General features: G+C 71.7%; 20 protein-coding genes and 2 tRNA genes. 7 read left to right on the top strand and 15 right to left on the bottom strand.

Going from position 1 to position 23,656, the window contains the following annotated elements; genetic code table 11:
- Positions 1-44: 44 nt before the first annotated feature.
- From ABEA93_RS05810 to ABEA93_RS05795, 4 genes are all read right to left on the bottom strand, one after another.
- Positions 45-1,313, bottom strand: coding sequence for an ABC transporter substrate-binding protein (locus tag ABEA93_RS05810; protein WP_345674188.1), 1,269 nt, complete (start codon positions 1,311-1,313; stop codon positions 45-47).
- A gap of 359 nt (positions 1,314-1,672) precedes the next feature.
- Complete coding sequence (locus tag ABEA93_RS05805) at positions 1,673-2,350, bottom strand: TetR/AcrR family transcriptional regulator (RefSeq protein ID WP_345674187.1); 678 nt, start codon at positions 2,348-2,350, stop codon at positions 1,673-1,675.
- Positions 2,351-2,784: 434 nt separating this feature from the next.
- On the bottom strand, positions 2,785-2,991 hold the full coding sequence (bldC, locus tag ABEA93_RS05800) for a developmental transcriptional regulator BldC (RefSeq protein ID WP_003949541.1): 207 nt from the start codon (positions 2,989-2,991) through the stop codon (positions 2,785-2,787).
- A gap of 469 nt (positions 2,992-3,460) precedes the next feature.
- Positions 3,461-4,342, bottom strand: coding sequence for a DUF8083 family protein (locus ABEA93_RS05795; RefSeq protein ID WP_345674186.1), 882 nt, complete (start codon positions 4,340-4,342; stop codon positions 3,461-3,463).
- Between the two features lie 124 nt (positions 4,343-4,466).
- Between ABEA93_RS05795 and ABEA93_RS05790 the strand changes: the two genes are divergently transcribed.
- Both ABEA93_RS05790 and ABEA93_RS05785 read left to right on the top strand, forming a co-directional pair.
- Positions 4,467-5,582, top strand: coding sequence for a Glu/Leu/Phe/Val family dehydrogenase (locus ABEA93_RS05790; RefSeq protein WP_425584828.1), 1,116 nt, complete (start codon positions 4,467-4,469; stop codon positions 5,580-5,582).
- Positions 5,583-5,821: 239 nt separating this feature from the next.
- Complete coding sequence (locus ABEA93_RS05785; protein WP_345674185.1) at positions 5,822-6,067, top strand: DUF3073 domain-containing protein; 246 nt, start codon at positions 5,822-5,824, stop codon at positions 6,065-6,067.
- 218 nt (positions 6,068-6,285) lie between these two features.
- Here the strand turns inward: ABEA93_RS05785 and purM are convergent, their stop codons facing one another.
- From purM to ABEA93_RS05770, 3 genes are all read right to left on the bottom strand, one after another.
- Complete coding sequence (gene purM, locus ABEA93_RS05780) at positions 6,286-7,353, bottom strand: phosphoribosylformylglycinamidine cyclo-ligase (RefSeq protein WP_345674184.1); 1,068 nt, start codon at positions 7,351-7,353, stop codon at positions 6,286-6,288.
- 142 nt (positions 7,354-7,495) lie between these two features.
- Complete coding sequence (gene purF / locus ABEA93_RS05775) at positions 7,496-9,052, bottom strand: amidophosphoribosyltransferase (protein ID WP_345674183.1); 1,557 nt, start codon at positions 9,050-9,052, stop codon at positions 7,496-7,498.
- Positions 9,053-9,295: 243 nt separating this feature from the next.
- Positions 9,296-10,084 carry a maleylpyruvate isomerase family mycothiol-dependent enzyme gene (locus ABEA93_RS05770; protein WP_345674182.1) on the bottom strand — a complete coding sequence of 263 codons (789 nt, stop codon included), beginning with the start codon at positions 10,082-10,084 and terminating at the stop codon, positions 9,296-9,298.
- 263 nt (positions 10,085-10,347) lie between these two features.
- Between ABEA93_RS05770 and ABEA93_RS05765 the strand changes: the two genes are divergently transcribed.
- Positions 10,348-10,656 carry a hypothetical protein gene (locus ABEA93_RS05765; protein WP_345674181.1) on the top strand — a complete coding sequence of 103 codons (309 nt, stop codon included), beginning with the start codon at positions 10,348-10,350 and terminating at the stop codon, positions 10,654-10,656.
- 252 nt (positions 10,657-10,908) lie between these two features.
- Entirely contained in the window at positions 10,909-11,973 is a 1,065-nt protein-coding gene (locus ABEA93_RS05760) for a hypothetical protein (RefSeq protein WP_345674180.1), read from the top strand.
- Positions 11,974-12,014: 41 nt separating this feature from the next.
- On the opposite strand, the gene ABEA93_RS05755 is transcribed toward ABEA93_RS05760, so the two are convergent.
- The 4 genes from ABEA93_RS05755 to purS form a co-directional block, all read right to left on the bottom strand.
- Positions 12,015-12,248 (bottom strand): hypothetical protein, encoded by a 234-nt coding sequence (locus ABEA93_RS05755; RefSeq protein ID WP_345674179.1) that lies wholly within the window; start codon positions 12,246-12,248, stop codon positions 12,015-12,017.
- Positions 12,249-12,493: 245 nt separating this feature from the next.
- Positions 12,494-14,785, bottom strand: coding sequence for a phosphoribosylformylglycinamidine synthase subunit PurL (gene purL / locus ABEA93_RS05750; protein WP_345674178.1), 2,292 nt, complete (start codon positions 14,783-14,785; stop codon positions 12,494-12,496).
- Positions 14,782-15,459, bottom strand: coding sequence for a phosphoribosylformylglycinamidine synthase subunit PurQ (gene purQ / locus ABEA93_RS05745; RefSeq protein ID WP_345674177.1), 678 nt, complete (start codon positions 15,457-15,459; stop codon positions 14,782-14,784). Before purQ ends, purL begins: the two co-directional genes overlap by 4 nt.
- Complete coding sequence (gene purS / locus ABEA93_RS05740) at positions 15,456-15,704, bottom strand: phosphoribosylformylglycinamidine synthase subunit PurS (RefSeq protein ID WP_345674176.1); 249 nt, start codon at positions 15,702-15,704, stop codon at positions 15,456-15,458. Before purS ends, purQ begins: the two co-directional genes overlap by 4 nt.
- Before the next feature lie 724 nt (positions 15,705-16,428).
- Here purS and ABEA93_RS05735 point away from each other — a divergent pair.
- From ABEA93_RS05735 to ABEA93_RS05725, 3 genes are all read left to right on the top strand, one after another.
- Positions 16,429-16,746, top strand: a complete 318-nt coding sequence (locus ABEA93_RS05735; RefSeq protein ID WP_345674175.1) for a histone-like nucleoid-structuring protein Lsr2 — start codon at positions 16,429-16,431, stop codon at positions 16,744-16,746.
- Between the two features lie 273 nt (positions 16,747-17,019).
- Positions 17,020-17,091, top strand: a tRNA-Gly gene (locus ABEA93_RS05730).
- 90 nt (positions 17,092-17,181) lie between these two features.
- Positions 17,182-17,257: transfer RNA gene (locus ABEA93_RS05725), tRNA-Gly, on the top strand.
- A gap of 142 nt (positions 17,258-17,399) precedes the next feature.
- Here the strand turns inward: ABEA93_RS05725 and ABEA93_RS05720 are convergent.
- The 4 genes from ABEA93_RS05720 to purD all read right to left on the bottom strand — a co-directional run bounded on the left by ABEA93_RS05720 (position 17,400) and on the right by purD (position 23,392).
- Positions 17,400-18,302, bottom strand: a complete 903-nt coding sequence (locus ABEA93_RS05720) for a phosphoribosylaminoimidazolesuccinocarboxamide synthase (protein WP_345674174.1) — start codon at positions 18,300-18,302, stop codon at positions 17,400-17,402.
- A 164-nt stretch (positions 18,303-18,466) separates the two neighbouring features.
- Positions 18,467-20,026: a N,N-dimethylformamidase beta subunit family domain-containing protein gene (locus ABEA93_RS05715; RefSeq protein ID WP_345674173.1), complete on the bottom strand. Its 1,560-nt coding sequence runs from the start codon at positions 20,024-20,026 to the stop codon at positions 18,467-18,469.
- A gap of 329 nt (positions 20,027-20,355) precedes the next feature.
- On the bottom strand, positions 20,356-21,741 hold the full coding sequence (locus tag ABEA93_RS05710) for a hypothetical protein (protein ID WP_345674172.1): 1,386 nt from the start codon (positions 21,739-21,741) through the stop codon (positions 20,356-20,358).
- A gap of 391 nt (positions 21,742-22,132) precedes the next feature.
- On the bottom strand, positions 22,133-23,392 hold the full coding sequence (purD, locus tag ABEA93_RS05705) for a phosphoribosylamine--glycine ligase (RefSeq protein WP_345674171.1): 1,260 nt from the start codon (positions 23,390-23,392) through the stop codon (positions 22,133-22,135).
- Positions 23,393-23,656 lie beyond the last annotated feature (264 nt).

Here is a 23,656-nt window from a genome sequence, read left to right as displayed (position 1 = left end):
CGGACCGGGATCCCTGCCGGGGCACCCGGGCCCCGGCGGCACCGTCAGGTGAACGGCACGGTCGGGTAGCACTTGTACGGCGCGGTGATCCGGTACTGGTCGCTCTTGAGCTGCACCATCGCGCCGCAGCCGAAGGAGTCCTTGCGGCCCTGCGGGAACTTGCGGTCGCCGACCAGGGCGTAGCTGTCCTGGAAGTTCTGCGCGGCGGCCTGGTACGAGTCGACGGTGAGGTTCGGCCCGGCCTTCCTGGCGATGGACACGAACAGGTCCGCGGAGTTCCAGCCGACCATCATCGACTGGTTCCACTCGGTCACCGGCGAGCCGTTCGCCTTGGAGATGTACTCCTTGAACTTGGCCATGTCCGGGGCGTCCGACTCGAACGGCATGTTCTGCACGAACACCTGGACGTCCTGCAGCGCGTCCTTCGACGACGCCTGCTTGAGCAGCGCCGGGTCGTAGTCCGTCGCGTCGGTGAGCATGCCCTGGTAGCCGGCCCGCTTGAGCGCGGTGAACAAGCCGATGTTCGCGGGCGTCTGCATGATCGACACGACCACGTCGGGCGCCTTGCCGTTGTTGCTCGACATGATCTCGTTCACCCACGGGCTCCAGTCCGTGGGCACGGTCTGCCCGGGCACCGTGGCCTTCGCGTACGAGACCGTGAAGCCGCCGGGCGGGAAGGCCACTTGGTAGGTCCGCAGACCGAACTTGCCCGCGTCGGTGTCCTGGCTGATCAGCGCCACGCTCTTGCCCTGCGCATTGCCGCCCAGGACCGCGGTGATCAGGCCCGGCCACGAGGTGTTGACGCTGCCGCCGGGGCCCGGGACCAGGCAGCCGTTGTAGCCCATGCCGTATTCCTTCTGGCAGAACGCGGGCAGCGTGCCCCACCCGATGTAGGGCACCTTGTTCTGCTGGAGGAAGTCGGCCGAGCCGGAGATCGTCGTGGTGTTCACCGGGACGACCGCGAACACCTTGTCCTGCTGCACGAGTTTGCGCACCGCCGTGACGGTCCGGGCAGGGTCCTGCCCGTCGTCTTCGGCGCCGATGTAGTCGATCTTGCGGCCGTTGACGCCGCCTTCGTCGTTGGCCAGCATGAAGCGGGCCTTCGCGCCGAGGTCGGTGTCCTTCTTGGTGTAGCCGGATGCCGAGGTCTTGGAGACCACGCCGCCGATCTTGATCGGGTCGGTGGACGCCGGACCGCTCGCGGCCTGACTGCCCTGCGGGGCATCGGATTTCTTCGCCGTCGACGAGTTGCAGCCGGCCACCAGCAGGACCGGCACGAGCACCAGCCCCACGGCGCGCAGGAGACGTGGCATGAATTCCCCCTCACGGACCGCCGGGACGGTGCCTGGCGGAATTCGGTCGTTCACCTGACGGAGACGGATCGGACGAGATCGTTTCCAGTGCGGTGCTGCCGTACGTGATGTGCGAGAACTGCCGTGCGGAACCCGTTCCGCAGTGCCCCCACCGGGCGCCCGCGGCCGGGCCGACACGCCTCCCCCGGGCGGCATGTCGATCAAACGACTGGCTGAGATTGGTGATTCTGTGCCCGGCCTGACGCATCGTCAAGAGCCGTTGCGGGACAGAGATGTCCTCCGTTGATGACCTGGCGGGAGCACCCAGGGCCCGCTTCGGATCCGCCGCGGACCCGGCCGAGACCGGCTTCGGGTCCGGATCAGGCCCCGTGCACGGGCGCGGCGAACGCGCCCACCAGGAAGTCCGCGAGCCGGTCGACCAGCACCGCGTCGTCCTCGGACGCGTGCCGGCGCAGCCACTCGCGCACCGCACCCTGCCGCAGCACCCGGTTCATCAGGTCCTTCGCCACGCCGAACCGGAACATCAGGACCTCGTGCGGGACTTCCGGCAGCGTGCGGGCCAGCACCGCGACGTAGCGCGCGGTGAGCGGGTCGAGTTCGTCGGTGATCAGGTGCATCGACCGCGGGTGTTCGCCGACGGCGACCAGGAAGCCCAGGTAGTGGTGCCCGCCGCCGCGGCGGTCGCGGCTCAGTTCGACGGTCGGCAGCAGCAGCGCCTCGACCACGTCGCGCAGCGCGGGCCGGTCGTCGGCCTCCAGATCGGCGAGCAGCCGTTCGCGGCGCGCACCGAGATCCGCCATACGGCTGTGCAGGATCGCCGCGATCAGGTCCTGCTTGGACCCGAAGTGGTAGTGGACGGCGGCGCTGTTCGCGTCCGCCGCGCCGGTGATGTCGCGGACCGAAACGCCGTCGATGCCGTTCTTCGCGAACAGCCGCTCGGCGGTGCGCAGCAGCTTGGCCCGGGTCGCGTTGCCCGAGCTGTTGCCGTTCCGGGGATTCGCGGCGGCCGTCCCACCCGCCCGCGCGCTACTGGACATGGCGACAACTGTAGGGCCAGGCGGAGCACGCCGATGATCCCGGTCGCGCCGCCCTCGCGCGCCCCTCCGTACCCGCCCGGCGACTCCCGCCGACGATGCCCCGCACGTCCGTCCGCCCCCGCGAGGCGACCCCGCCATCACCCGTTAGTGTGATGGACATCACGGTTTTGACTGGAAATCGTTTTCACGAGCGTCCGAAAACAAGCCCTGCATTCTATGTGATATTTTACTGAAACCCGGTTTCGGTATGTCGCGAAATGCCGCTCCCGAGGCCGCCCGGCCGGCCTCCGAGCCCCCTCGCGCACCGCGCCGAGCCCCCGATCCACCCGGCAATCCGCAGGTCGGCGCACGAAAAAGCGCCGCCCCTCGGATCCGGCGGGATCCGAGGGGCGGCACTCAAGACAACGGCTGATGCAGGTGGGCCCTGCCTCGGCTTAGGCCTCGCTGCGCTGCTGCGGGATGCCCGCGAGCAGGGCGCGGACCTCCGCCTCGCGGTAGCGGCGGTGGCCACCGAGAGTGCGGATCGACGTGAGCTTGCCGGCCTTGGCCCAGCGCGTGACCGTCTTGGGGTCGACGCGGAACATGGTGGCAACCTCGGCCGGCGTCAGCAGCGGCTCGGCATCAGGCGTACGAGCGGTCATGAGCGGCCTCCTCGGAAGAACCGAACCCAGCGCGGTTCTTTCTTCAAATTCTGCACCTTGACCCCCGATGTCCGAAATGGTTCTCGAGGGCCAAGTCGGTTATAGGACGAACGGCTTGTCCTTCACAGTACAAGTACACCATCCGACGGCCCCGGTTGGCCAAACCGCCGGAATTGGCATCGCAGCACCCAACCGGCGCGTTCCCGAAGAGCCACACATAGCGGACAGTCACCCGTGCGTGACAAAGAGTCACTTCCGGCCGACCGGCCCCGTGCGTACCCTCGGGCCACATCGACAACCGCAGGTCGCGCCCGTGGGCGACCTGCGGTGGAGCTGCTGTGAGAGACATCCGGTGAACCAAGAGCAAAGCGCTCTTTGTCCGATTCATCATATACGAACCATTCGGAGCCGTATGCGCGGTATGAGATGTTGATCTCAGAAAACCGCGCGTTCTTGACGAATGGTCCGCTCAGCTCGCGTGCTCCAGCGCCCGCACCGCGGACCACCGCTCGGTGATCCGGCGGTACGCCTCCGACGCACGCGCTCCGTCGCCGGCCGCCAACGCGGCCAAGCCCTCGGAAACGTACTCCGCCGTCCGCTCGTCCGCGAGGTCCCCCGTGGGAATCAATCGCACCAGCCCGCCGAAGTCCAGCTCCACCATCGCGCGCGGATGGAACTCCTCCAACCACCGTCCGGTGTCCTCCAGACCGGTGATCAGCGCGCCCTCCTCGAGGGTGTCGCGGAGCACCCGCAGCGCCCGTGCCACCCGCCGCCGCGCCTGCACCATCGGCGTGCGGTAGTACAGCTCCCAGCCGCCCGCGGCCCCGGCGCCGTCGCCGTCCGGCTCCACCAGCACCCGCTCGTCCTGCGCGAACAGCACGAACCAGCGCATCGGCACATGCCAGGTGCTGCTGTGGATGTGCGGCTGCACGTCCGGGTTCTCCATCCGCCACCGCTCGTGGTCGGCCTGCGCCTGCGCCAGCACCAGGCCCGGGAAGAACGCGTTCTGCACGACCTCCGGATAGTCCCGGCGCATTTCGGCCATCGCCGTCCAGCACCGCAGCCGGGTCTGCCGCGGGCACACCAGCGGGATGCCGTCCAGCTCGGCGACGTACGCGGCGTCGCTCTCGTGCGGCGGCGCCGGCTCCGGCGGCGTCGCCAGGATGCCTTCCAGCGACGCCTGCTGCTCCTGGGCGGTCAGCTCCGCCGTGCCGCCCGCGCCCCACACGCGGCGCGTGTGGACGTCCCGCACGTAGTTCGCCCAACGCGAGCGTTCCGGCTCCGGGAACGCCGCGAGCGGCTCGTAGACGCGCAGGTACGCCGAATAGGGGGCCACCACCGAAGTCCGCACGACGGCATCGTCGCACGGCACGGCGATTCCGCGGGGCCGCCCCCGCACGGCACCCCCGCGGTCCTAGGGTTGGGGCAGACGCCCGCGACCACCCATCCGCGGGCCGGACTCGGGAGTCACCACAGTGACGACAAGCACCACGGGCACCACGACGCGGACCGGCACCCCGGGACCCGTGTTCGGCAGGGGCACCGGCCACGAGCAGGTGGTTTTCTGCCAGGACGAGGCGAGCGGCCTGCGCGCCGTCATCGCGATCTACTCCACCGCCCTGGGCCCCGCCCTCGGCGGCACGCGGTTCTACCCCTACGCGACCGAGGACGAGGCCGTCGCGGACGTCCTCAACCTCGCCAAGGGCATGGCCTACAAGAACGCCCTCGCCGGGCTCGACCACGGCGGCGGCAAGGCCGTGATCATCGGTGATCCGAAGCGCGACAAGACCGAAGCGCTGCTGCGCGCCTACGGCCGCTTCGTGCAGTCCCTCGGCGGGCGCTACGTGACCGCCTGCGACGTCGGCACGTACGTCGAGGACATGGACGTCGTCGCCCGCGAATCCGCCTTCGTGACGGGCCGCTCGCCCGACGCGGGCGGCGCCGGGGACTCCTCCGTCCTGACCGCCTACGGCGTCTTCCAGGGCATGCTGGCGAGCGCCGAGCACCTGTGGGGCACGCCGTCGCTGCGCGGCCGCCGGGTCGGCGTCGCCGGCGTCGGCAAAGTCGGCCGCCACCTGGCCGCCCACCTGCTCGAGGACGGCGCCGAGGTGCTGGTCACCGACGTCGACCGGGACGCCGTCGCCCGGCTGCGCGAGAAGCACCCGCAGATCGCCGTGGCACCCGACACCGACACGCTGGTCCGCGACGCCATCGACGTGTACGCGCCGTGCGCCCTCGGCGGCGCGCTCGACGACCGCACGGTCGAAGACCTCGCCGCCAAGATCGTCTGCGGCGCGGCCAACAACCAGCTCGCCCACGCCGGTGTCGACAAAGCGCTCGCCGACCGCGGCATCCTCTACGCGCCCGATTACGTGGTGAACTCCGGCGGCGTCATCCAGGTCGCCGACGAACTGCACGGCTTCGACTTCGACCGGGCCAAGCGCAAGGCATCCGGCATCCGGGCGACGACCGCCCGGGTGTTCGCGCTGGCCGACGAGGAAGGCGTCCCGCCCGCGGTCGCGGCCGACCGGCTCGCCGAACGGCGCATGGCGGATGTGGGTCGTCTGCGCGGGATCTACCTTGGAAGCTGAATCACACGGTATCGTCAGCCTCGGCAAAGGACCTGCGATCAGGCCCCTGACCAGCCGGAACAGAGGTACCGGGTCGGGGTCCGAGCCCACCTGTCACCCATGCGACGTACCGTCGCGCCGCGGAAGCAGGTACCGTTAATGCTCCAAGGGGCGGTTTCCGTATTTGGATGAACCGTCTCTGATCGTGAACGCGTGTCAAGACCCGGGGCCGTGAGCCCCGTCGTTGAGGGGGTCGAGCCATGGGGCGCGGCCGGGCCAAGGCCAAGCAGACAAAGGTCGCCCGCCAGCTGAAGTACAACAGCGGCGGAACGGATCTGAACCGTCTGGCCGAAGAGCTGGGCGTGTCGTCAACCGAGGAGCCGCAAGGCGTCCAACCGGATGACGAGGCGTACGAAGACCAGCTCGACGATCCCTACGCGGCGTATGCGGACTATTACAACGATGACGACGACGAGGACGACGCGGGCCCTTCGGGCCGACGCTGACCCCGTCGCGGATTTCGTGTGACGGTCCGCCGCCCGTGTGAGGGGTGAAGCAGCACCCAAGCGGTCCGGGACCCGGCAGGGTCCCGGACCCTTTGTGCTGCCGTCGCTTCGCCAGGACGACGGTCCCGCCGCCGTGCGCGGCGGGATGCGCCGCCCGTGCCGGTCCTCCGGCGCCGGGCGGCTCTTCGTCGTGCGCGCGTGCGGGTACGAGCGCCGGGTCAGCCCGCGTACGCCCCCTCCAGGACCGCCTGGCCGGTGCCCGCGGTGATCCCGCCCAGCACCCACGCGGGGACCCCGCGCTCGGCCAGGACCGCAAGCGCCGCGTCGGCGGCGTCGGCGGCGACCACAGCGACCATGCCTACGCCCATGTTGAGGGTCTTCTCCAGCTCCGGAAGCGCGACCTTGCCGACCTCGCCGACCAGCGAGAACACCGCCGGAAGCGCCCACGTGGCGCGGTCCAGGCGGGCGTCCAGGTGGGCGGGCAGCACGCGCGCCAGGTTGGCCGCGAGGCCGCCGCCGGTGACGTGCGAGAACGCATGCACCTCGGTGCGGCGCGCCAGGTCGAGGCAGTCGAGCGAGTAGATGCGGGTCGGCTCCAGCAGTTCCTCGCCGAGCGTGCGGCCGAACTCCGGCACGTCCCGGTCCAGCTCCCAGCCCGCCTGGGCGAGGAACACGTGGCGGACCAGCGAGTACCCGTTCGAGTGAAGTCCGGAGGCGGCCATCGCGATCACCACGTCGCCGTCCCGGACCCGGTCGGCGCCGAGCAGGCCGTCCGCCTCGACGACGCCGGTGCCGGCGCCCGCGACGTCGTACTCGTCCGGCGCCAGCAGGCCCGGGTGCTCGGCGGTCTCGCCGCCGACCAGCGCGCAGCCGGCCAGCACGCAGCCCTCCGCGATGCCCTTGACGACCGCGGCGATCCGCTCCGGCACGACCTTGCCCGTGGCGATGTAGTCGGTCATGAAGAGCGGCTCGGCACCGCACACGACCAGGTCGTCGACGACCATGCCGACCAGGTCGCGGCCGATCGTGTCGTGCTTGTCCATGCGCTGCGCGATGGCGACCTTGGTGCCGACGCCGTCGGTCGAGGTGGCCAGCAGCGGCCGCTCGTACCGCTTGAGCGCGGACGCGTCGAACAGGCCGGCGAAGCCGCCGATACCGCCCAGCACCTCGGGGCGGGAGGCCTTCGCGACCCACGTCTTCATCAGCTCGACGGCGCGGTCGCCGGCCTCGATGTCGACGCCGGCGGCGGCGTAGGTGGAGCCCGGGGAGGCGGGGGTGTCGGTCACGGCGGTGCGGCCCTTTCGGGTCGGGGTGGTACGCGGGGATCAGGCGGTTCGGCGGATCTTCGGCGGATCGGGCCCGGACACGGACGGCGCCGGCCGGAATGCGCCCGCGGCCCCGCACGCGTTCGTGCGGGGCCTCCGGCTTCTAGGGGCGGCGCAGCGCGTCTTCGGCGCCCGCGCCCCCGAGCAGCGACTGGACGCCGTCCGCATCGCTGCGCACGGACTGCTCCAGGCCTTCGAGAAGGTGCTTGCCCAGACGCTCCGGGTCGGGCAGCTCGATCGGGTAGATCCCGTCGAAGCACGCCCGGCACAGGTTGTCCTTGGGGATGGTCGTGGCTTCCACCATCGCGTCGATCGAGATGTACGCGAGCGAGTCGGCGCCCAGCGACTTGGCGATCTCGTCGACCGACAGGCCGTTGGCGATCAGCTCGGCGCGCGTGGCGAAGTCGATGCCGAAGAAGCACGGCCACTTCACCGGCGGCGACGAGATGCGCACGTGCACCTCGGCGGCGCCCGCCTCGCGCAGCATGCGCACCAGCGCGCGCTGCGTGTTGCCGCGCACGATCGAGTCGTCGACCACGACCAGCCGCTTGCCCGCGATGACCTCGCGCAGCGGGTTCAGCTTGAGCCGGATGCCGAGCTGGCGGATCGTCTGGCTGGGCTGGATGAAGGTGCGGCCGACGTAGGAGTTCTTGACCAGGCCCTGGCCGAACGGGATGCCGGACTCTTCGGCGTAGCCGATCGCGGCGGGCGTCCCGGATTCCGGCGTCGGCATGACCAGGTCGGCCTCGACGGGCGCCTCCATCGCGAGGCGGCGGCCCATCTCGACGCGGGCCGCGTGCACGCCGCGGCCGGCGATCGCGGTGTCGGGGCGGGCGAGGTAGACGTACTCGAAGACGCAGCCCTTGGGGGCGGCCTCCGCGAAGCGCTGGGTGCGCAGCCCGTGCTCGTCGATGGCGACCAGCTCGCCGGGCTCGATCTCGCGGATGAACGACGCGCCGACGATGTCGAGCGCGGCGGTCTCACTCGCGGCGACCCAGCCGCGCTCCAGGCGGCCGAGCACCAGCGGGCGGATGCCCTGCGGGTCGCGGGCGGCGTACAGCGTGCCTTCGTCCATGAAGACCAGCGAGAACGCGCCGCGGAGCTTGGGCAGGACCTGCATCGCGGCTTCTTCCAGCGACAGGTCCGGGTGGCCGGCGAGGAGGGACGCCAGCAGATCGGTGTCGCTGGTCGCCTCGATGCGGCCTTGGTAGGGGTAGTTCAGTTCGCCGCGGTCGGGGCCCTGCTCGGCGACCATGCGGGCCAGCTCACCGGTGTTGGTGAGGTTGCCGTTGTGGCCGAGCGCGATGCTCCCGGTCGCGGTGGCCCGGAACGTCGGCTGGGCGTTCTCCCAGACCGAGGATCCGGTGGTCGAGTAGCGGGCGTGGCCGACGGCCATATGGCCGCGCAGCGATCCCAGGGTCGCCTCGTCGAAGACCTGGGACACGAGGCCCATGTCTTTGAAGACGAGGATCTGGGAGCCGTTGCTCACCGCGATACCGGCGGATTCCGTACCGCGGTGTTGCAGTGCGTAAAGCCCGAAGTAGGTAAGTTTCGCAACCTCTTCGCCGGGGGCCCAAACGCCGAAGACACCGCAGGCGTCCTGCGGGCCCTTCTCGCCGGGGAAGAGATCGTGGTTGAGTCGTCCGTCGCCACGTGGCACGTTGTCGAGTCTAACCAGACGCCGCGCACCGGCAGGACCGAGGGCCTGGTTGGGCACGGGGAGCGGGCCGGTCGGCGGGGGCTTCGCCGCGGTCCGCTTTTCGCCGAAGGGGTCCGGCGCGGGGGGCTGTCACCTGCGGTGATCGCGCACGGTTAGCGGCGGTCGCCGCCGAGCCTGGGACGGGGTGTGCGGTGCGCCACAAGACGTGCGCACCGCCGCCCCTCGACGATTCGCCGCCGCGGGTCAGCCGAGCAGCGGGAGCCACGGCGACAGGTCGGCGCGCTCGCCACTGGCGCGGACCGTGCCGTCGTCGACCGCGGGCACCCAGGCGAGCCGGCCGGCGGCGAGCCGCAGCCAGGTGCGGGCGTCGGTCTCCACCACGTTGGGCGGGGTGCCCCGGGTGTGCTTGGGACCCTCCACGCACTGGACGACGGCGAACGGCGGGATGCGCACCTCGACGGAATGGCCGGGAGCGCGGACCGCGAGGACGTCGGCGAGGACCCGCGTGGCGATCGCCAGCGCCTGGCGGTCGTGCGGGAAGGCCGTCCCGGTGGCCCGCTCCAGGTCGTCGGCGTGCACGACGGCTTCGACGAGCCGCGTCACCAGCATGTCCGCGACCCGCATGGGGCCGACCCGGGTCACGGTGATCCGGGTGTCCGGGGTCTCCGCGAGCAGCTTGACGGTGTCCTCGACGTAGTCGGCCGGGGTGACGCCCTTCTCGGACAGCTCGGCGGCCATCTCCGCGATGGCCTCCGCGGCGGCCGCGGTGCCGCCGGCCCACTGCTCGACGGTGATGGGCTTGTCCGACGGGGTGGGCAGGGCGAGCCAGCGGGACACGGCCTCGACCCCGCCGCCGACGTGCGCGACGAGGTCGGCGAGCGCCCACCCCTCCAGACCGGACGGCTCGGAGCGCAGGGCGGGGTCGATCGCGTCGGTGAATTCGACGAGCGCGCGCCATTCGGCGAAGAGCGCGGCGCGCAGCCTGGCGGGGTCGATGGGACGGATTCCGGGCGTGCGTGCGGCGGGCGGCATGGGCCGAAGGCTACGACCAAAAGCAGGGTTGGACGAACTGATTTCCCGATACCTGTGGGCGACCGAGGAATGGCGCCGAGTTATCCACAGATTCGACCGATCCCGCCGCGCCCGAGTAGCCGCGGGGCGGAAAAGGGCAACCATGGATTCAGTTGGTTTCCTCGGGATTCCCAACCAGGTTTTCGCCCCATCCCCAATCCCCAACCCCCCATCGCCAATCCCCCATCCGTCTTCCGTCTTCCGTCTGCGTCAGGAGCCCGGATATGTCCGCATCCGCCGCACCCGATCCTCCGTCCGGCCCCTCACCGGCCTCGGTCGCGCACGCGAGCGCACTTGCCCGCACCCTCGCCCGCGCCGCCGACCGACTCGACGCCGACGCGGTCACCCTCGCCGCCGCGGTACGCGCCCGGGCACCCCGCTGGCGCGGCCCCGCCGCCGACGCCTTCGCCACGTACGCCCACACCACCGACGCGCTGCGCAGCACCGCCACGACGGAACTCCGCACGGCCGCGGGGCGACTGGAGGCGCATGCGCGGGGGTTGCGGGAGGTGCGGGCGCGGGGGGTGCCGTAAGGCGGCCGGCCGGTGGCAGGTGGGCGCTTCGGAACGCCGGGGAGTCGGGGTGGTGCGGGCTTGCCGACGCTTCTTCGGGCCGACACGGCAGTGGGGCGCCGCCCAGGAGCGCCACCCGTCCGACTCCGCCGCGGCCTCTCGCGCGACATCGTCCGTTCCGCCCCGCATCGCTCTTCCCGTCCTCGGCTTCCTCTCCCCCGTCCCCATCCGCTGAACGTTCCCGGCCGGCGGCCGCTCTTCCGGAGGTGCGTCATGTCCACCGATCCGTTCCGTGTCGATCCCGCCGTGCTCGGTGAACTTGCCTCCGCGTTCGCGGCGTTCCGGGCCGGTGTCGGGGCGGCGTCGGCGGCCGCGGAGCAGGTCGCGGGGGATGCGGAGGCGGCGGCGAGCGCGCGGTGGAGCCCGGATACCTGGGCGTCCGCGCAGGCGTCCGTGGCGTCCGCCGTCGCGCTGCTGGAGCGGCTGGAGTCGTCCACCGACGCGGTTCCCGGGCTGCTGCGGTCGTGTGCGGAGGGGTACCTCGCGGGCGACCGGTTCGCGGCGGAGCTGCTGGCGGCGATCGCCGACGGGGCGCCGCCCGATCCGCCGCCCTTGCTGCTCGCCGAGCTGTCCCCGGCCGGCACGCCGCCGCCGGACGTGGACGTGCGTCCGCAGGCCGCGATCCTGCGGCCCGATCGGCCCGTACCCGTGCCGCCGTTCCGCCTCGACCGGCTGAGCGCGCCCGCGGTGGAGTTCGGTGCGCGCGTCGCGGGCATCACGGTCGTGTCGCCACCCGCGGTGCTGCGGCCGCCATCGCGGTGGTACGCGGCACCGGCCGCCGCCCGCACCTCCGGAGCCGCCGTGCCCGCCACCGACCCGCCCGGCACGTCCTCGGCCGCGCTGACGCCCACGGACACGGGCGCCCGCGACACCGACACGCAACGTGCGGAGATCCTCCGCCGGGCCAAGCGCTGGTCCGACCTGGGACTCGGCTACAGCATGTCCCGCACCTTCGAGGGCTATCGCACGGACTGCAGCGGCATGGTCTCCATGGCCTGGGGTCTCCCCGCGCCGGGACTCACCACCGACACCCTCCACCAAGTCGCCCACCCGATCGGCAAGGACGCGCTGCTGCCCGGCGACGTCCTGGTCAACACCGCACCGGGCGCGGCGGGCCACACGCTGATCTTCGCGGGCTGGGCGGACGACGCCCACACCCGCTACTACGCGTACGAGGAAAGCGGCGGCAAAGGCGCCCACTTCGGCACTGTCCCGTACCCCTACTGGTCCGGGCACGGCTTGTTCCGCCCCTTCCGCCTGGACGCGCTGGGGAAGTAGCGCCCCGGCGGACCGGCGGACCGACCAGGTCACGACCGGAATCAGCGGAACAGGAACTGGTGCAGGTAGTCGTGGTGTTCATCGCGGAGGCGGCTGTCGCGGTCGTCGAGGCCGATCGGGCCCGGGCGGTTCCGGAACGGCTTGGTGGTGCCGACCGTCGCGAACGGGTCGATGCGGTGGAAGGTGTCGATGTACGCGTCGGGCATCGTCTGCGTGCGGCCGATGAACTCCGGCTCGGTGTCCCGGAACAGGCCGGGCGCCGTCGTGCCGGCCAAGGGGTGATGTCGCGGTAGCCGAACCGGCGGGCCGGCGAGTCCGGCAGGGTGCGTCGGAGGTCGCGTAGGGTCCGGGCCGCGCCGCGGTCGCCGAGCAGCCCGAAGTACGCGTCGTAGTCGCGGGTCGTCAAGACCTCGGCGTGGTGCGGAAGCGGGCGATTCATTTGGCCCCTGGCTGTTCACCGCCGAGAAGCCGAAAACCCGGGGCCGCTCCGAGCGGAGCGGCCCCGGGCCCGGTGCGTCCGTCAGGCGAACAGGTCCCGGAGCGGGGCGGTGTTCGCGGCGCGGAGTTCGTCGAGGCCGACGGTGAACTGGCCCTGGATGTCCAGGGTGTCGCCGTCGACGACGCCGATGCGGGCGACCGGCAGGTGCCGGACCTTGCACATGTCGGTGAACCGGAGTTCCTCGCTGCGCGGCACCGCCACGATCGCCCGGCCCGCCGACTCGCTGAAGAGCGCGACGAACGCGTCGACCGTTTCCGGCAGCACGATGCGGGCACCGTGGCCGCCGCGCAGGCACGCCTCGACGAGGCCCTGGGCGAGGCCGCCGTCCGCGAGGTCGTGGGCGGCGTCGATCATGCCGTCGCGCGAACCCGCGATGAGGATCTCGGCGAGCAGGCGTTCGCGCTCCAGGTCCACGGCCGGCGGACGGCCGCCGAGGTGGTGGTGCACGACGTCCGCCCAGACCGAGCCGGACAGTTCCTCGCGGGTGTCGCCGAGGAGCAGGATGATCTGCCCCTCCTCGCGGAACCCGATCGGGGTGCGGCGGGTGACGTCGTCGATGACGCCGAGCACACCCACCACCGGCGTCGGGTGGATCGCCACCTCGCCGGTCTGGTTGTAGAACGACACGTTGCCGCCGGTGACCGGCGTGCCGAGGACCTGGCACGCATCCGCGAGGCCCTTGGTCGCCTCGGCGAACTGCCACATGACGCCCGGGTCTTCGGGCGAGCCGAAGTTGAGGCAGTCGGTGACCGCGAGCGGCCGGGCGCCGGTGGTGGCGACGTTGCGGTACGCCTCGGCGAGCGCCAACTGCGCGCCCGCGTACGGGTCGAGCTTGCAGAACCGGCCGTTGCCGTCGGTGGACACCGCGACGCCGAGGTTGGTGTCCTCGTCGACGCGGACCATGCCGGCGTCCTCGGGCTGCGCCAGGACCGTGTTGCCGAGCACGTAGCGGTCGTACTGGTCGGTGATCCAGGACTTGTCCGCGAGGTTCGGCGAGCCCACGACGCGCAGCAGCGTGGCGCGGAGTTCCTCGGCGTTCGCCGGGCGCGGGAGGCTCTCGGCGCCGTCGGCCTGGAGCGCGTCCTGCCAGTCCGGGCGGGCGAACGGGCGCTCGTAGACCGGGCCTTCGTGGGCAACGGTGCGCGGCGGCACGTCGACGATCTGCTCGTCGTGCCAGAAGATCTCGAGCCGGTCGCCGTCGGTGACCTCGCCGATGACGGTGGCGATGACGTCCCACTTGGCGCAGATCTCCAGGAACCGCTCGACCTTCGCGGGCTCCACGATCGCGCACATGCGCTCCTGCGACTCGCTCATGAGGATTTCCTCGGGAGCGAGGGTCGCGTCGCGCAGCGGCACCTTGTCGAGGTCGACGCGCATGCCGCCGGAGCCGGCCGAGGCCAGTTCCGAGGTGGCGCAGGACAGGCCCGCGCCGCCGAGGTCCTGGATGCCGGTGACCAGGTCTTCGGCGAAGACCTCCAGGGTGCACTCGATGAGGAGCTTCTCCTGGAACGGGTCGCCGACCTGCACGGCGGGGCGCTTGGCCGGGCCGTCCGCGTCGAAGGTCTCGGACGCGAGGACCGAGACACCGCCGATGCCGTCGCCGCCGGTGCGGGCGCCGTACAGGATGACCAGGTTGCCGGTACCGGACGCCTTGGCGAGGTGGATGTCCTCGTGCTTCATGACACCCACGCACAGCGCGTTGACCAGCGGGTTGCCCTGGTAGCAGGGGTCGAAGACGACCTCGCCGCCGATGTTGGGCAGGCCCAGGCAGTTGCCGTAGCCGCCGATGCCGGCGACGACGCCGGGCAGCACGCGGCGCGTGTCCGGGTGGTCCGCGGCACCGAAGCGCAACGGGTCCATGACCGCGACCGGGCGGGCGCCCATCGCGAGGATGTCGCGGACGATGCCGCCGATGCCGGTCGCGGCGCCCTGGTACGGCTCGACGTAGCTCGGGTGGTTGTGCGACTCGACCTTGAAGGTCACCGCGTAGCCCTGGCCGACGTCGACGACGCCCGCGTTCTCGCCGATGCCGACGAGCATGGCGTCCGACGCGGGCGCCTTCTCGCCGAACTGGCGCAGGTGCACCTTGCTCGATTTGTAGGAGCAGTGCTCGGACCACATGACCGAGTACATGGCCAGCTCGGAGCTGGTCGGCCGCCGGTCGAGGATGGTGACGATGCGCTGGTACTCGTCGTCCTTGAGGCCGAGTTCCGCGTACGGCTGGCCGAAGGTGTGCGCGCCGACCGGCCCGTCCTGGAGCCAGGCGCCGTCCTTCGAGTCGTCCTTGGCCTTGTCAACGGTGTCGAGTGTCATGCGTCGACCAACTTCTTCAGTACCGAGGTGAAGAACCCGAGGCCGTCCGTGGTCGGCCCGGTCAGCGGCTCCACGGCGTGCTCCGGGTGCGGCATGAGGCCCACGACGTTGCCGGCCTCGTTGGTGATGCCGGCGATGTCGCGGCGCGAGCCGTTCGGGTTGACGTCGAGGTAGCGGGCGATGACGCGGCCTTCGGCTTCAAGCATGTCGAGGGTGCGTTCGTCGGCGACGTAGCCGCCTTCGCCGTTCTTGAGCGGGACGACGATCTCCTGGCCCTGCGCGAAGTCGCCCGTCCACGCGGTGTCCGCGTTCTCGATGCGCAGCTTCTGGTCGCGGCAGATGAAGTGGAGGTGGTCGTTGCGGGTCAGCGCGCCGGGGAGCAGGTGCGACTCGCACAGGATCTGGAAGCCGTTGCAGATGCCCAGGACCGGCAGACCGGCCTTGGCCTCGGCGATGAGCGCCTCCATGACCGGGGAGAAGCGGGCGATCGCGCCGCAGCGCAGGTAGTCGCCGTAGCTGAAGCCGCCGGGCAGCACGACGCCGTCGACGCCGCGCAGGTCCTTGTCGCCGTGCCACAGCGCGACCGGCTCGGCGCCGGCTAGCCGCACGGCGCGCTGCGCGTCGCGGTCGTCGAGGGAGCCGGGGAACGTGACGACGCCGATCCGAGTGGTCACTGGTCCTCGACCCTTACGGTGAAGTCCTCGATGACGGTGTTGGCCAGGAAGGTTTCCGCGGCCTCGCGAATGCGCGCGAGGGCGGCATCGTCGACCGGGCCTTCGACTTCGAGTTCGAATCGCTTGCCCTGACGGACATCGCTGATCCCGGCGAATCCGAGGCGGGGCAGCGCACGCTGCACGGCCTGGCCCTGGGGATCGAGAATTTCCGGCTTGAGCATGACGTCGACGACGACGCGTGCCACGCGCACTCCCACTGTGCTGGTGCGGACTTGTCGGTCAGCCGCGGTCGCAGACTGACGGGCCGGCCGACAGGGTCCTGCTGCTGGTCCTCGGGGACCGGTGCGGACCCCCTCTTCGGCGCCCCCAGCCTACCGGGGCGGCTCCGGTGGACACCGCGCGGAGGTGGGGTTATCCACAGCGCACAGGTTGTCCACAGGCTGGGTGCGTACACCCGATCGGTTGTCCACAGGTCCGCTGAGCTGGTCGGATGATCCGATCACCCGGCCCGACCTGCGGAAATGTCAATAAATTACCGAGACTGCAAGGGTGATGTACACAGGCAGACGGAGCGCTATCCACTACTCCTCCAGGTTTTCCACAGGCCTGTGGAAAAGTCGTTCCGTGCGCACCCGCTCGCACAGCGCGACCGCCGGGGCACGCCCTCGCGCACCCGGCGCGCGGACCTCCCCCAGCGCCCTCCGGCCACACCGTCGCGCGCCTGCCGAAACGTTCCGTCGTCGTTCGGGCAATGTCCCCCGCCCGCACTGGCCGCCGCCCGACCCTTGACGGCGGCGCGCCACGCCCGCGAATATCGGCAACCCGGGGAATTGAATGCCCCGGCAGTAAATTATCGGAAGCGGCGCCAAGATCGTACCGACGCACCGTTTGTCGCTTCCCGTCGCGCACTTATACTCGACATTGAGGTTTTCTTTATTCCTCAGGTCATCGCCGGAGAGGACACCCGCCATGGCCCAGCGCGTAGTGGTGACGCTTCAGGACGATCTCGACGGCAGTGCCGCCGCCGAGACGATCCACTTCGGCCTCGACGGCAAGTCGTACGAAATCGACCTGTCCGAAGACCACGCCCAGCAGATGCGCGACCTGCTCGGCCGGTACGTCGGGGCGGCCCGCCGCACCGCCAAGTCCGGCAAGCCGTACAAGCAGACCACGGTCGCCCCCGACCCCGCCGCGGTCCGTGCCTGGGCCCGCTCGCAGGGGATGGACGTGCCGACCCGCGGCCGCATTCCGCGCTCGATCTACCAGGAATTCGAAGCCGCCAACTAGCGGCGCCCGCTATCCCGGCCACCGCGTCGGCAATCCCGGAACCCGGGTATCGCCGACCGCGTCGGCATGCCCGCCCGGGGCGCCCATCACGGGGCGATCACGGGCACCTCGTGGGCGGCCGGCCATCCGACGAACACCCATCCGGCGGACATCGTTTCGAAGGATTTTCCGGGGAAATCCGACACACCGTGACATAGCGAGTGGGAATCGGTGCTCGAGCACTCCGGGCGTCCGGTAGTGTTCTTCTCGCAGCCGGGGAAACCCGGAAGGCACGCAGGTGTAGCTCAGTGGCAGAGCGCCCTCTTTCCAAGAGGGAGGCGCAGTGTTCGATCCCTGTCACCTGCTCAGCTCCACGATCCTCGCCGGAGGGGCGGTCAAGACCGCTCCGACGATGGGGTAGAGTGGTGGCACGACGAAGGCGAGAGCCCGAGTCATGCGGACGTGGCTCAGTTGGTAGAGCATCACCTTGCCAAGGTGAGGGTCGCGAGTTCGAATCTCGTCGTCCGCTCCAGATCAAAAGGCCGGATCACTCAGGTGATTCGGCCTTTTGCGTTGCCCGGTACGGAACTTCGGCACGCTCCCCTGCCCCCGGCATCCGACCCTCGGGGGCACGGGCCGGCGCACACGGGTGCGCCGGCCCGTCCGGTGCCCGGTCAGCTCCAGTGGCGCCCGGTGAGCCGCTCGTACGCCTCCGCGTACTTCACGCGCGTCTGCTCGACGACCTCGTCCGGCAGCCGCGGCGGCGGGTTCTCCGACTTGCGGTCCCACCCGGACGCGGACGACGCGAGCCAGTCGCGCACGAACTGCTTGTCGAACGACGGCTGGGTCTGCCCCGGCTGCCACGCGTCGGCCGGCCAGAAGCGCGAGGAGTCCGGCGTGAGCACCTCGTCGGCGAGCACCAGTTCGCCGTCCGGCGCGAGGCCGAACTCGAACTTGGTGTCGGCCAGGATGATGCCGCGGTCGCGCGCGATGTCGCGGGCGCGCGTGTAGACGGCGAGGGTCGCGTGCCGCAGCCGGGTCGCGAGGTCGGCGCCGACCTGCGCGGCGACCTGGTCGTAGGTGACGTTCTCGTCGTGCTCGCCGACGGCCGCCTTGGTGGCCGGCGTGAAGATCGGCGCGGGCAGTTCCGAGCCGTCCACCAGGCCTTCCGGCAGCGTGACGCCGCACACGGTGCGGTGCTCGCGGTACTCCTCGAGGCCGGAGCCGGCCAGGTAGCCGCGGGCGACGCACTCCACCGGGACCATGTCCAGGCGGCGGCACACCAGCGTGCGCCCGGCCCAGTCGGCGGGCGCGCCCGCGGGCAGCTCGGTCGACAGGACGTGGTTCGGGTAGAGGTCGGACAGCAGGTCGAACCACCACAGCGACAGCGACGTGAGGATGCGGCCCTTGTCCGGGATCTCCGGGTCGAGGACCCAGTCGAACGCGGACATGCGGTTGCTCGCGACCATCACCAAGTTGCCGTCCGGGTCCGTGTAGAGGTCGCGGACCTTGCCGGTGTGCAGATGGATCAGTCCCGGTACCTCGACGGGCTCGGGCTTGGTGACGAAACCACTCACGGGTGCTTCCCCTGGTTCGCTCGGGACGGCGCACGGCGGCAGGGCCGCGACGCCAGGGTCGGTGCGCCGAGTCTTTCACGCACCGCCGAGCCGCCCGAAAGGACCGTAGCCGCCGATACCGGGCGGGCGGCCGGGGCCTCGGCCCGGCCGCGACCGGGGCCGGCTCAGACCCCGCGGAGCCGCTCGAACAGGTTGTGCGTCGCGCGCTGGATGCGCGGGTCCTTGTACTTGGGGTGGTTGAGGGCGAGCGCCCAGTTGAAGGTGCCCGCGCAGAACAGCAGCGTGCCGTCCGGGCGCTCGTACAACGACGTGCTCTGCACTTGGTGTTCGCCGCTGCGCAGCGTGTACGGCGACTGCGAGAGCAGCGCCTGCCGCACCCCCGCGGGCACCGGGATCCCCGACTCGACGCCGTCCGCCTCACCGCCGACCACGCCCGGGATGGCGTCGCCGTCGCGCACCCCGGTGCCCTGCCACATCCAGTGCGCGGACTGCGCGACGACGAGGGGTGTCGGAGCGGCGACGATGCCGTTGTACTGGATGCCGAGGAACTCCTGCTCGGGACGCCGGATCCGGCGCCACATGTCGGTCGGCGCGGACAGCGTCGGCGCACCCGGGTCGGGGTCCTCGCGCCAGCAGTTCATGACGCGATTGGCGACGCCGCGCGCGTTGTTCTCGAACCGGACGTGCCAGTACATGTTGTTGGCGGTGAGGTACGCCTGGCCGACCCGGGCCTGCTGGGCGCGCTCGACCAGGCCGCGCATGGGGTCCGACCAGTATTCGTCGTGCCCGCAGAAGACCATCGCGCGGTACCAGGACGGGTTCACCCGGCCCGTTTCGATGTCGATCGTCGACGCATAGGCGACGTCGTAGCCGGAGCGCTCCATCCAGGAGACGGCGTTCTGGTCGAGGTCGAAGCGGGTCGGCATGCCGTCGTTCATGTACGGGCGGTCGAACGACACCTTGCGCGCCCGGGACGGGTACGTCGGGGTGCCCGCGGGCCCGTAGCCGTAGTAGAGGCTTTTCCCGGTGCGCCCGTCGAGCGGGTACTGGTTGTAGGCCTGGTAGGTCGAGAACGGCAGCACCACGAGGAAGTCCGCCGAGCGGTGGTCGTCGCGCACCACGAACACCGTGTAGTTGCGGTGGTCGTGCTCGTCGTCGAACACCGCGAGGTAGGCCCCGGACGTCCAGTCCTTCGGGATGTCGAGGCTCCAGCCGACCGGCCAGTCGCACGACAGCATCCCGCTGGGCACGTCCAGCGCCGCGGGGGCGCCGGGCGCGCCGTTCAGCCGCGGGCTGGTGACCAGGTGGCGGCCGCCCGCGCCCCCGTAGTCGCCGAGCCGGTAGACCGCGACGGTGTACTGCCCGGCGGGCGCGACGGAGACGTGGAAGTCGAGGCGTTCGCCGGCGGCGACGCTGGTGGCCGACGTGTAGCCCTTGATGGGGTGCCCGATGTCGTTCGCGGCCCGGGCGCCGCCGCGGCCGGGCTTCCACGCGGTGCTGCCGGTCTTGGCGTTCTCCGCCGCGATCCGGTGCGGATCGGCGGGCGGTACGCCGGGGGCGGGCGCGGCCCGGCCGGGCGGGGTCGGGGGCGGCGGCGCGTCGGGCGGGACGGATGCCGCGGTCCCGCCGTGGTCGGAGGCGGCGCCCCACCACACGAGTCCGGCGGCTCCCGCGCCCGCGGCGCCCAACGCTCCCAGCGCCTGGCGCCGGTTCACCAGCGGCACTTCGCTGCTCCTTGCTCGGCGCCGCACGGGCTTCCCCGTGCGGCCGGGTCTGCCGTCCGCCCCGCGCGGCGCACGCACGGGGGGTATCCCGGCGGGTACCACCGGAGGGATCAGGGCACGCGCGTGGCGCACCGCTGGAATATGACGGTACGTCACATCACGCACTGCCACGCTCGGTTCGTCTTACCAAAGGAACGAATGCGCAGGGATGGACGGTTGCACCCGTTTGGGTGATTCCCAGGGTGATCGCCCGAAGGGACCGGTCGGATGTGCAGCGAGTCGGGGCCGCCACCGCACGCCGTCGCGGCGGGCGACCGCCGCGCGTCCCCTCAGCCGCCCAAGCGGATCGGCTCTGCGGTGCGGACGCCGATGCCGTCGAGCCAGGTGCGCAGGGGGCGGTCGTCGCCGTCGTCGACGGCGCGGCCGACGAGGCCGGGCAGGTCGGCGGTGCGGCCCGCGGCGTCGACCAGGACCGCGCCGTCGAGCCAGTCGACGGCGGCGAACATGCGGCCGGTGTCGACCGCGGCGCAGGCGACCAGGGCGATGACGTGTTCGGTCATGCGCTCCGGGTCGAACGCGGCGCGGTCGCCGGGGCGGGCGCCGTCGCGCAGCCGGTCCAGGACGCGGCCGACGCACGCGGGGCCCGGCTGCCCGTCGGAGGCGTCCATCGCCTCGACGAGGACGGCGGCGCGGGACCGCCAGACCGGCTCGATCACCCGGGCCGGGTACTCGGCCCACGACACCGCAACGCGCACCGCGCCGTCCGGGACGGGGTCCGCGAAGATGTCCGCGGCCAGGCGCGAGACCTGGGCGTCGATGGCCGCCGGGGCCGCGACCAGGTCGCTGGCCGGGCGTTCCGCGAGGCGGGCGCCGAAGATGTCGGCGAGCCGGTCGCGCTGCGACAGATCGGTGAGCGCGGCGACGACGCCGGCCATCAGCGCGTCCGGGTACCGGTGCAGGTTCCAGGCGGGCGCGGCGAGGCGGGTCAGCAGGCGGTCCCAGCCCGCGTAGGCGAGGCCGACCTGCTCGTGTGCGGTGGCCCGGAGCGGGGCGTCGACGTCCTGCGCGCGGGAGGCCGCCCAGGCGGCGATGTCGCGTTCCATGCATTCCGCGGGACCGCGCGTCAGGTCGAGGAGTTGGCGGGCGAAGGCGCGCGGGACGCGGCGCAGGGGTGCGGTCCACGGGGAGACCTTGGCGGGGCGGGTGCGGGACGCGTACGGGTGCGCGACGGCGTCCAGCCGCCGGATCCACGCGCGGGCCGCCGCGACCGCCGGGTCCGCGGCCGGCTCGGTGCCCGCCACCACCGGGGCGAGGAGGGCCCGCAGCTCCCCGACGCGCAGCCACCACAGGAACGGGGCGCCGACCACCAGGACCGTGCGCGAGCGCCCCCAGCGGCGCGTGGTGTCCTGCTCCAGCCAGCTGTCGCATTCCGGGCACACCCGGACGTCGGCGGGCACCGGGACGCGCAGGTCCGCGGCGAGGTCGCCGAGCATGCGGTGGAACTCGGGGGCGTCCTCCGGCCGCAGCGGCACCGCGGCGGCACCGGGGCGGCGCACCAGCAGCAGGCCGAGGGCAGCCCACAGGATCAGCACGACGAGAGCCGCCGCGAAGGCCGCCAGCGCGGTCCCGGCGGTGCTTTGGCCGAGTCCGCGGCGGGCGGCGACGACGAGGAACGCGACGGCCGCGCCGGCACAGGCAATCGCACCTGTGCGCAAGCGCAGGACGCTGCGCGCTCGCGCGCGGGCATCTGCGGCACCGGTCACCCGTTCGCCCCCATCCAGGCTCGGGGAACATCGAAGGCATCACTCATAGCGGTTCGAGCGACTACGAACCGCAGTGCTCGCACGATAATGCGACGAGTTCCCCGTAGGGCCAGGATCAGGCCGAACTCCATCCGCAGGAGTGAGCCGAACCCACCCGGAACCGGCCGAGCGGAGCACATCGGCCCCTCGTGTCACGAATATGACCGAACCCGACACGGAAGGCTCCGTGTCGGGTTCGAAAGCACACCGGTCGTTGTGGTCATCCGACCGGCGGAAGGCGGGTTCCGACGCCGTGGCGTGGTCCACAGGCTGTGGACAGCAGCCGGCGCCGCGGCCGCCGCGGTCAGACGGTGATCTCCCCCTTGACCGCCCGTGCCGCGATGTCCGTCCGGTGCTGCGAGCCCGCCAGCGAGATCCGGGCGACGGCTTCGTATGCCCGGTCGCGGGCCGCGGCCAGCGTGTCGGCGGTGGCGGTCACCGACAGCACGCGGCCGCCGGACGACAGGACGCCGCCGTCTTCGCCGCGGCGGGTGCCCGCGTGCAGCACATACGCGTCGGGGACCTGGGCCGCGGCGTCGAGGCCCTCGATCGGGTCGCCGGTGCGCGGCGTGCCCGGGTAGTTCTCGGCGGCGACGACCACGGTCACCGCGGCGCCGTCCCGCCAGCGCAGCGGTTCGAGGTCGCCGAGGCGGCCGACGGCCGCGGCGTTGAGGACGCCCGCCAGCGGGGTCTTCAGCCGGGCCAGCACGACCTGGGTCTCCGGGTCGCCGAAGCGGCAGTTGAACTCGATGACGCGCGGGCCGCGCGAGGTCAGCGCCAAGCCGACGAACAGCACGCCGGAGAACGGCGTGCCGCGGCGGCGCATCTCGTCCACGGTCGGCCGCACGACGGTCGCCATGAGGTCCTCGACCAGCCCGGGCGGAGCCCACGGCAGCGGCGAGTACGCGCCCATACCGCCGGTGTTCGGGCCGGCGTCGCCGTCGCCGATGCGCTTGAAGTCCTGCGCGGGCTGCAGCGCGAGCGACGTGGTGCCGTCGGTGACGGCGAACAGCGACACCTCGGGGCCGTCGAGGAACTCCTCGATGACCACGCGGCCGCAGGAAGCGGCGTGTGCGCGGGCGGCCTCCAGGTCGTCGGTCACCACGACGCCCTTGCCGGCGGCAAGGCCGTCGTCCTTGACGACGTACGGCGGGCCGAACGCGTCGAGGGCGGCGTCGGCTTCTTCCGGCGTGGTGCAGACGTACGAGCGGGCGGTCGGCACGCCCGCGGCGGCCATGACCTCCTTGGCGAACGCCTTGGAGCCTTCCAGCCGCGCCGCGGTGCCGGACGGGCCGAAGCACGCGATGCCGCGCGCCCGCACGGCGTCGGCGCAGCCCGCCACCAGCGGGCCTTCCGGGCCCACGACCACCAGGTCGGCGCCGAGGTCCGCCGCCAGGTCGGCGACGGCGGCGGCGTTCATCGCGTCGACCGGGCGCAGTTCGGCGACCGCGGCGATGCCGGCGTTGCCGGGCGCGCAGTAGAGGGAGTCGACCGCGGGGTCGAGGGACAGCGAGCGGCAAAGCGCGTGCTCGCGGGCACCGCTGCCGATGACGAGGACCTTCACGGGGTCGAGCGTAGTGCCCGGTCCGTGCAGCCGGTCGGGCGCGCCTCCGCGGGGGCGTTTCCCGGCCTGCCCGGGTTGACCGGAAAACGGCACGGCATACCTCCCGGCATTTTCCCACACCGGGACGAACGGGTTTTCCCCGACGCCTTTCCGGAATACCTTTTTCCGCTTTCCGGAAAAGCGTGATCACATTCCGGCCAGAATATCCCGGAAGGCCGCACTCGTTCTCGGTCATTCTCCTTCCATTCGAACGGTTGGCCGGTC

Source organism: Yinghuangia aomiensis, assembly GCF_039542225.1.
Classification (GTDB): domain Bacteria; phylum Actinomycetota; class Actinomycetes; order Streptomycetales; family Streptomycetaceae; genus Yinghuangia; species Yinghuangia aomiensis.
This window is presented reverse-complemented; position numbering and strand designations above follow the sequence as displayed.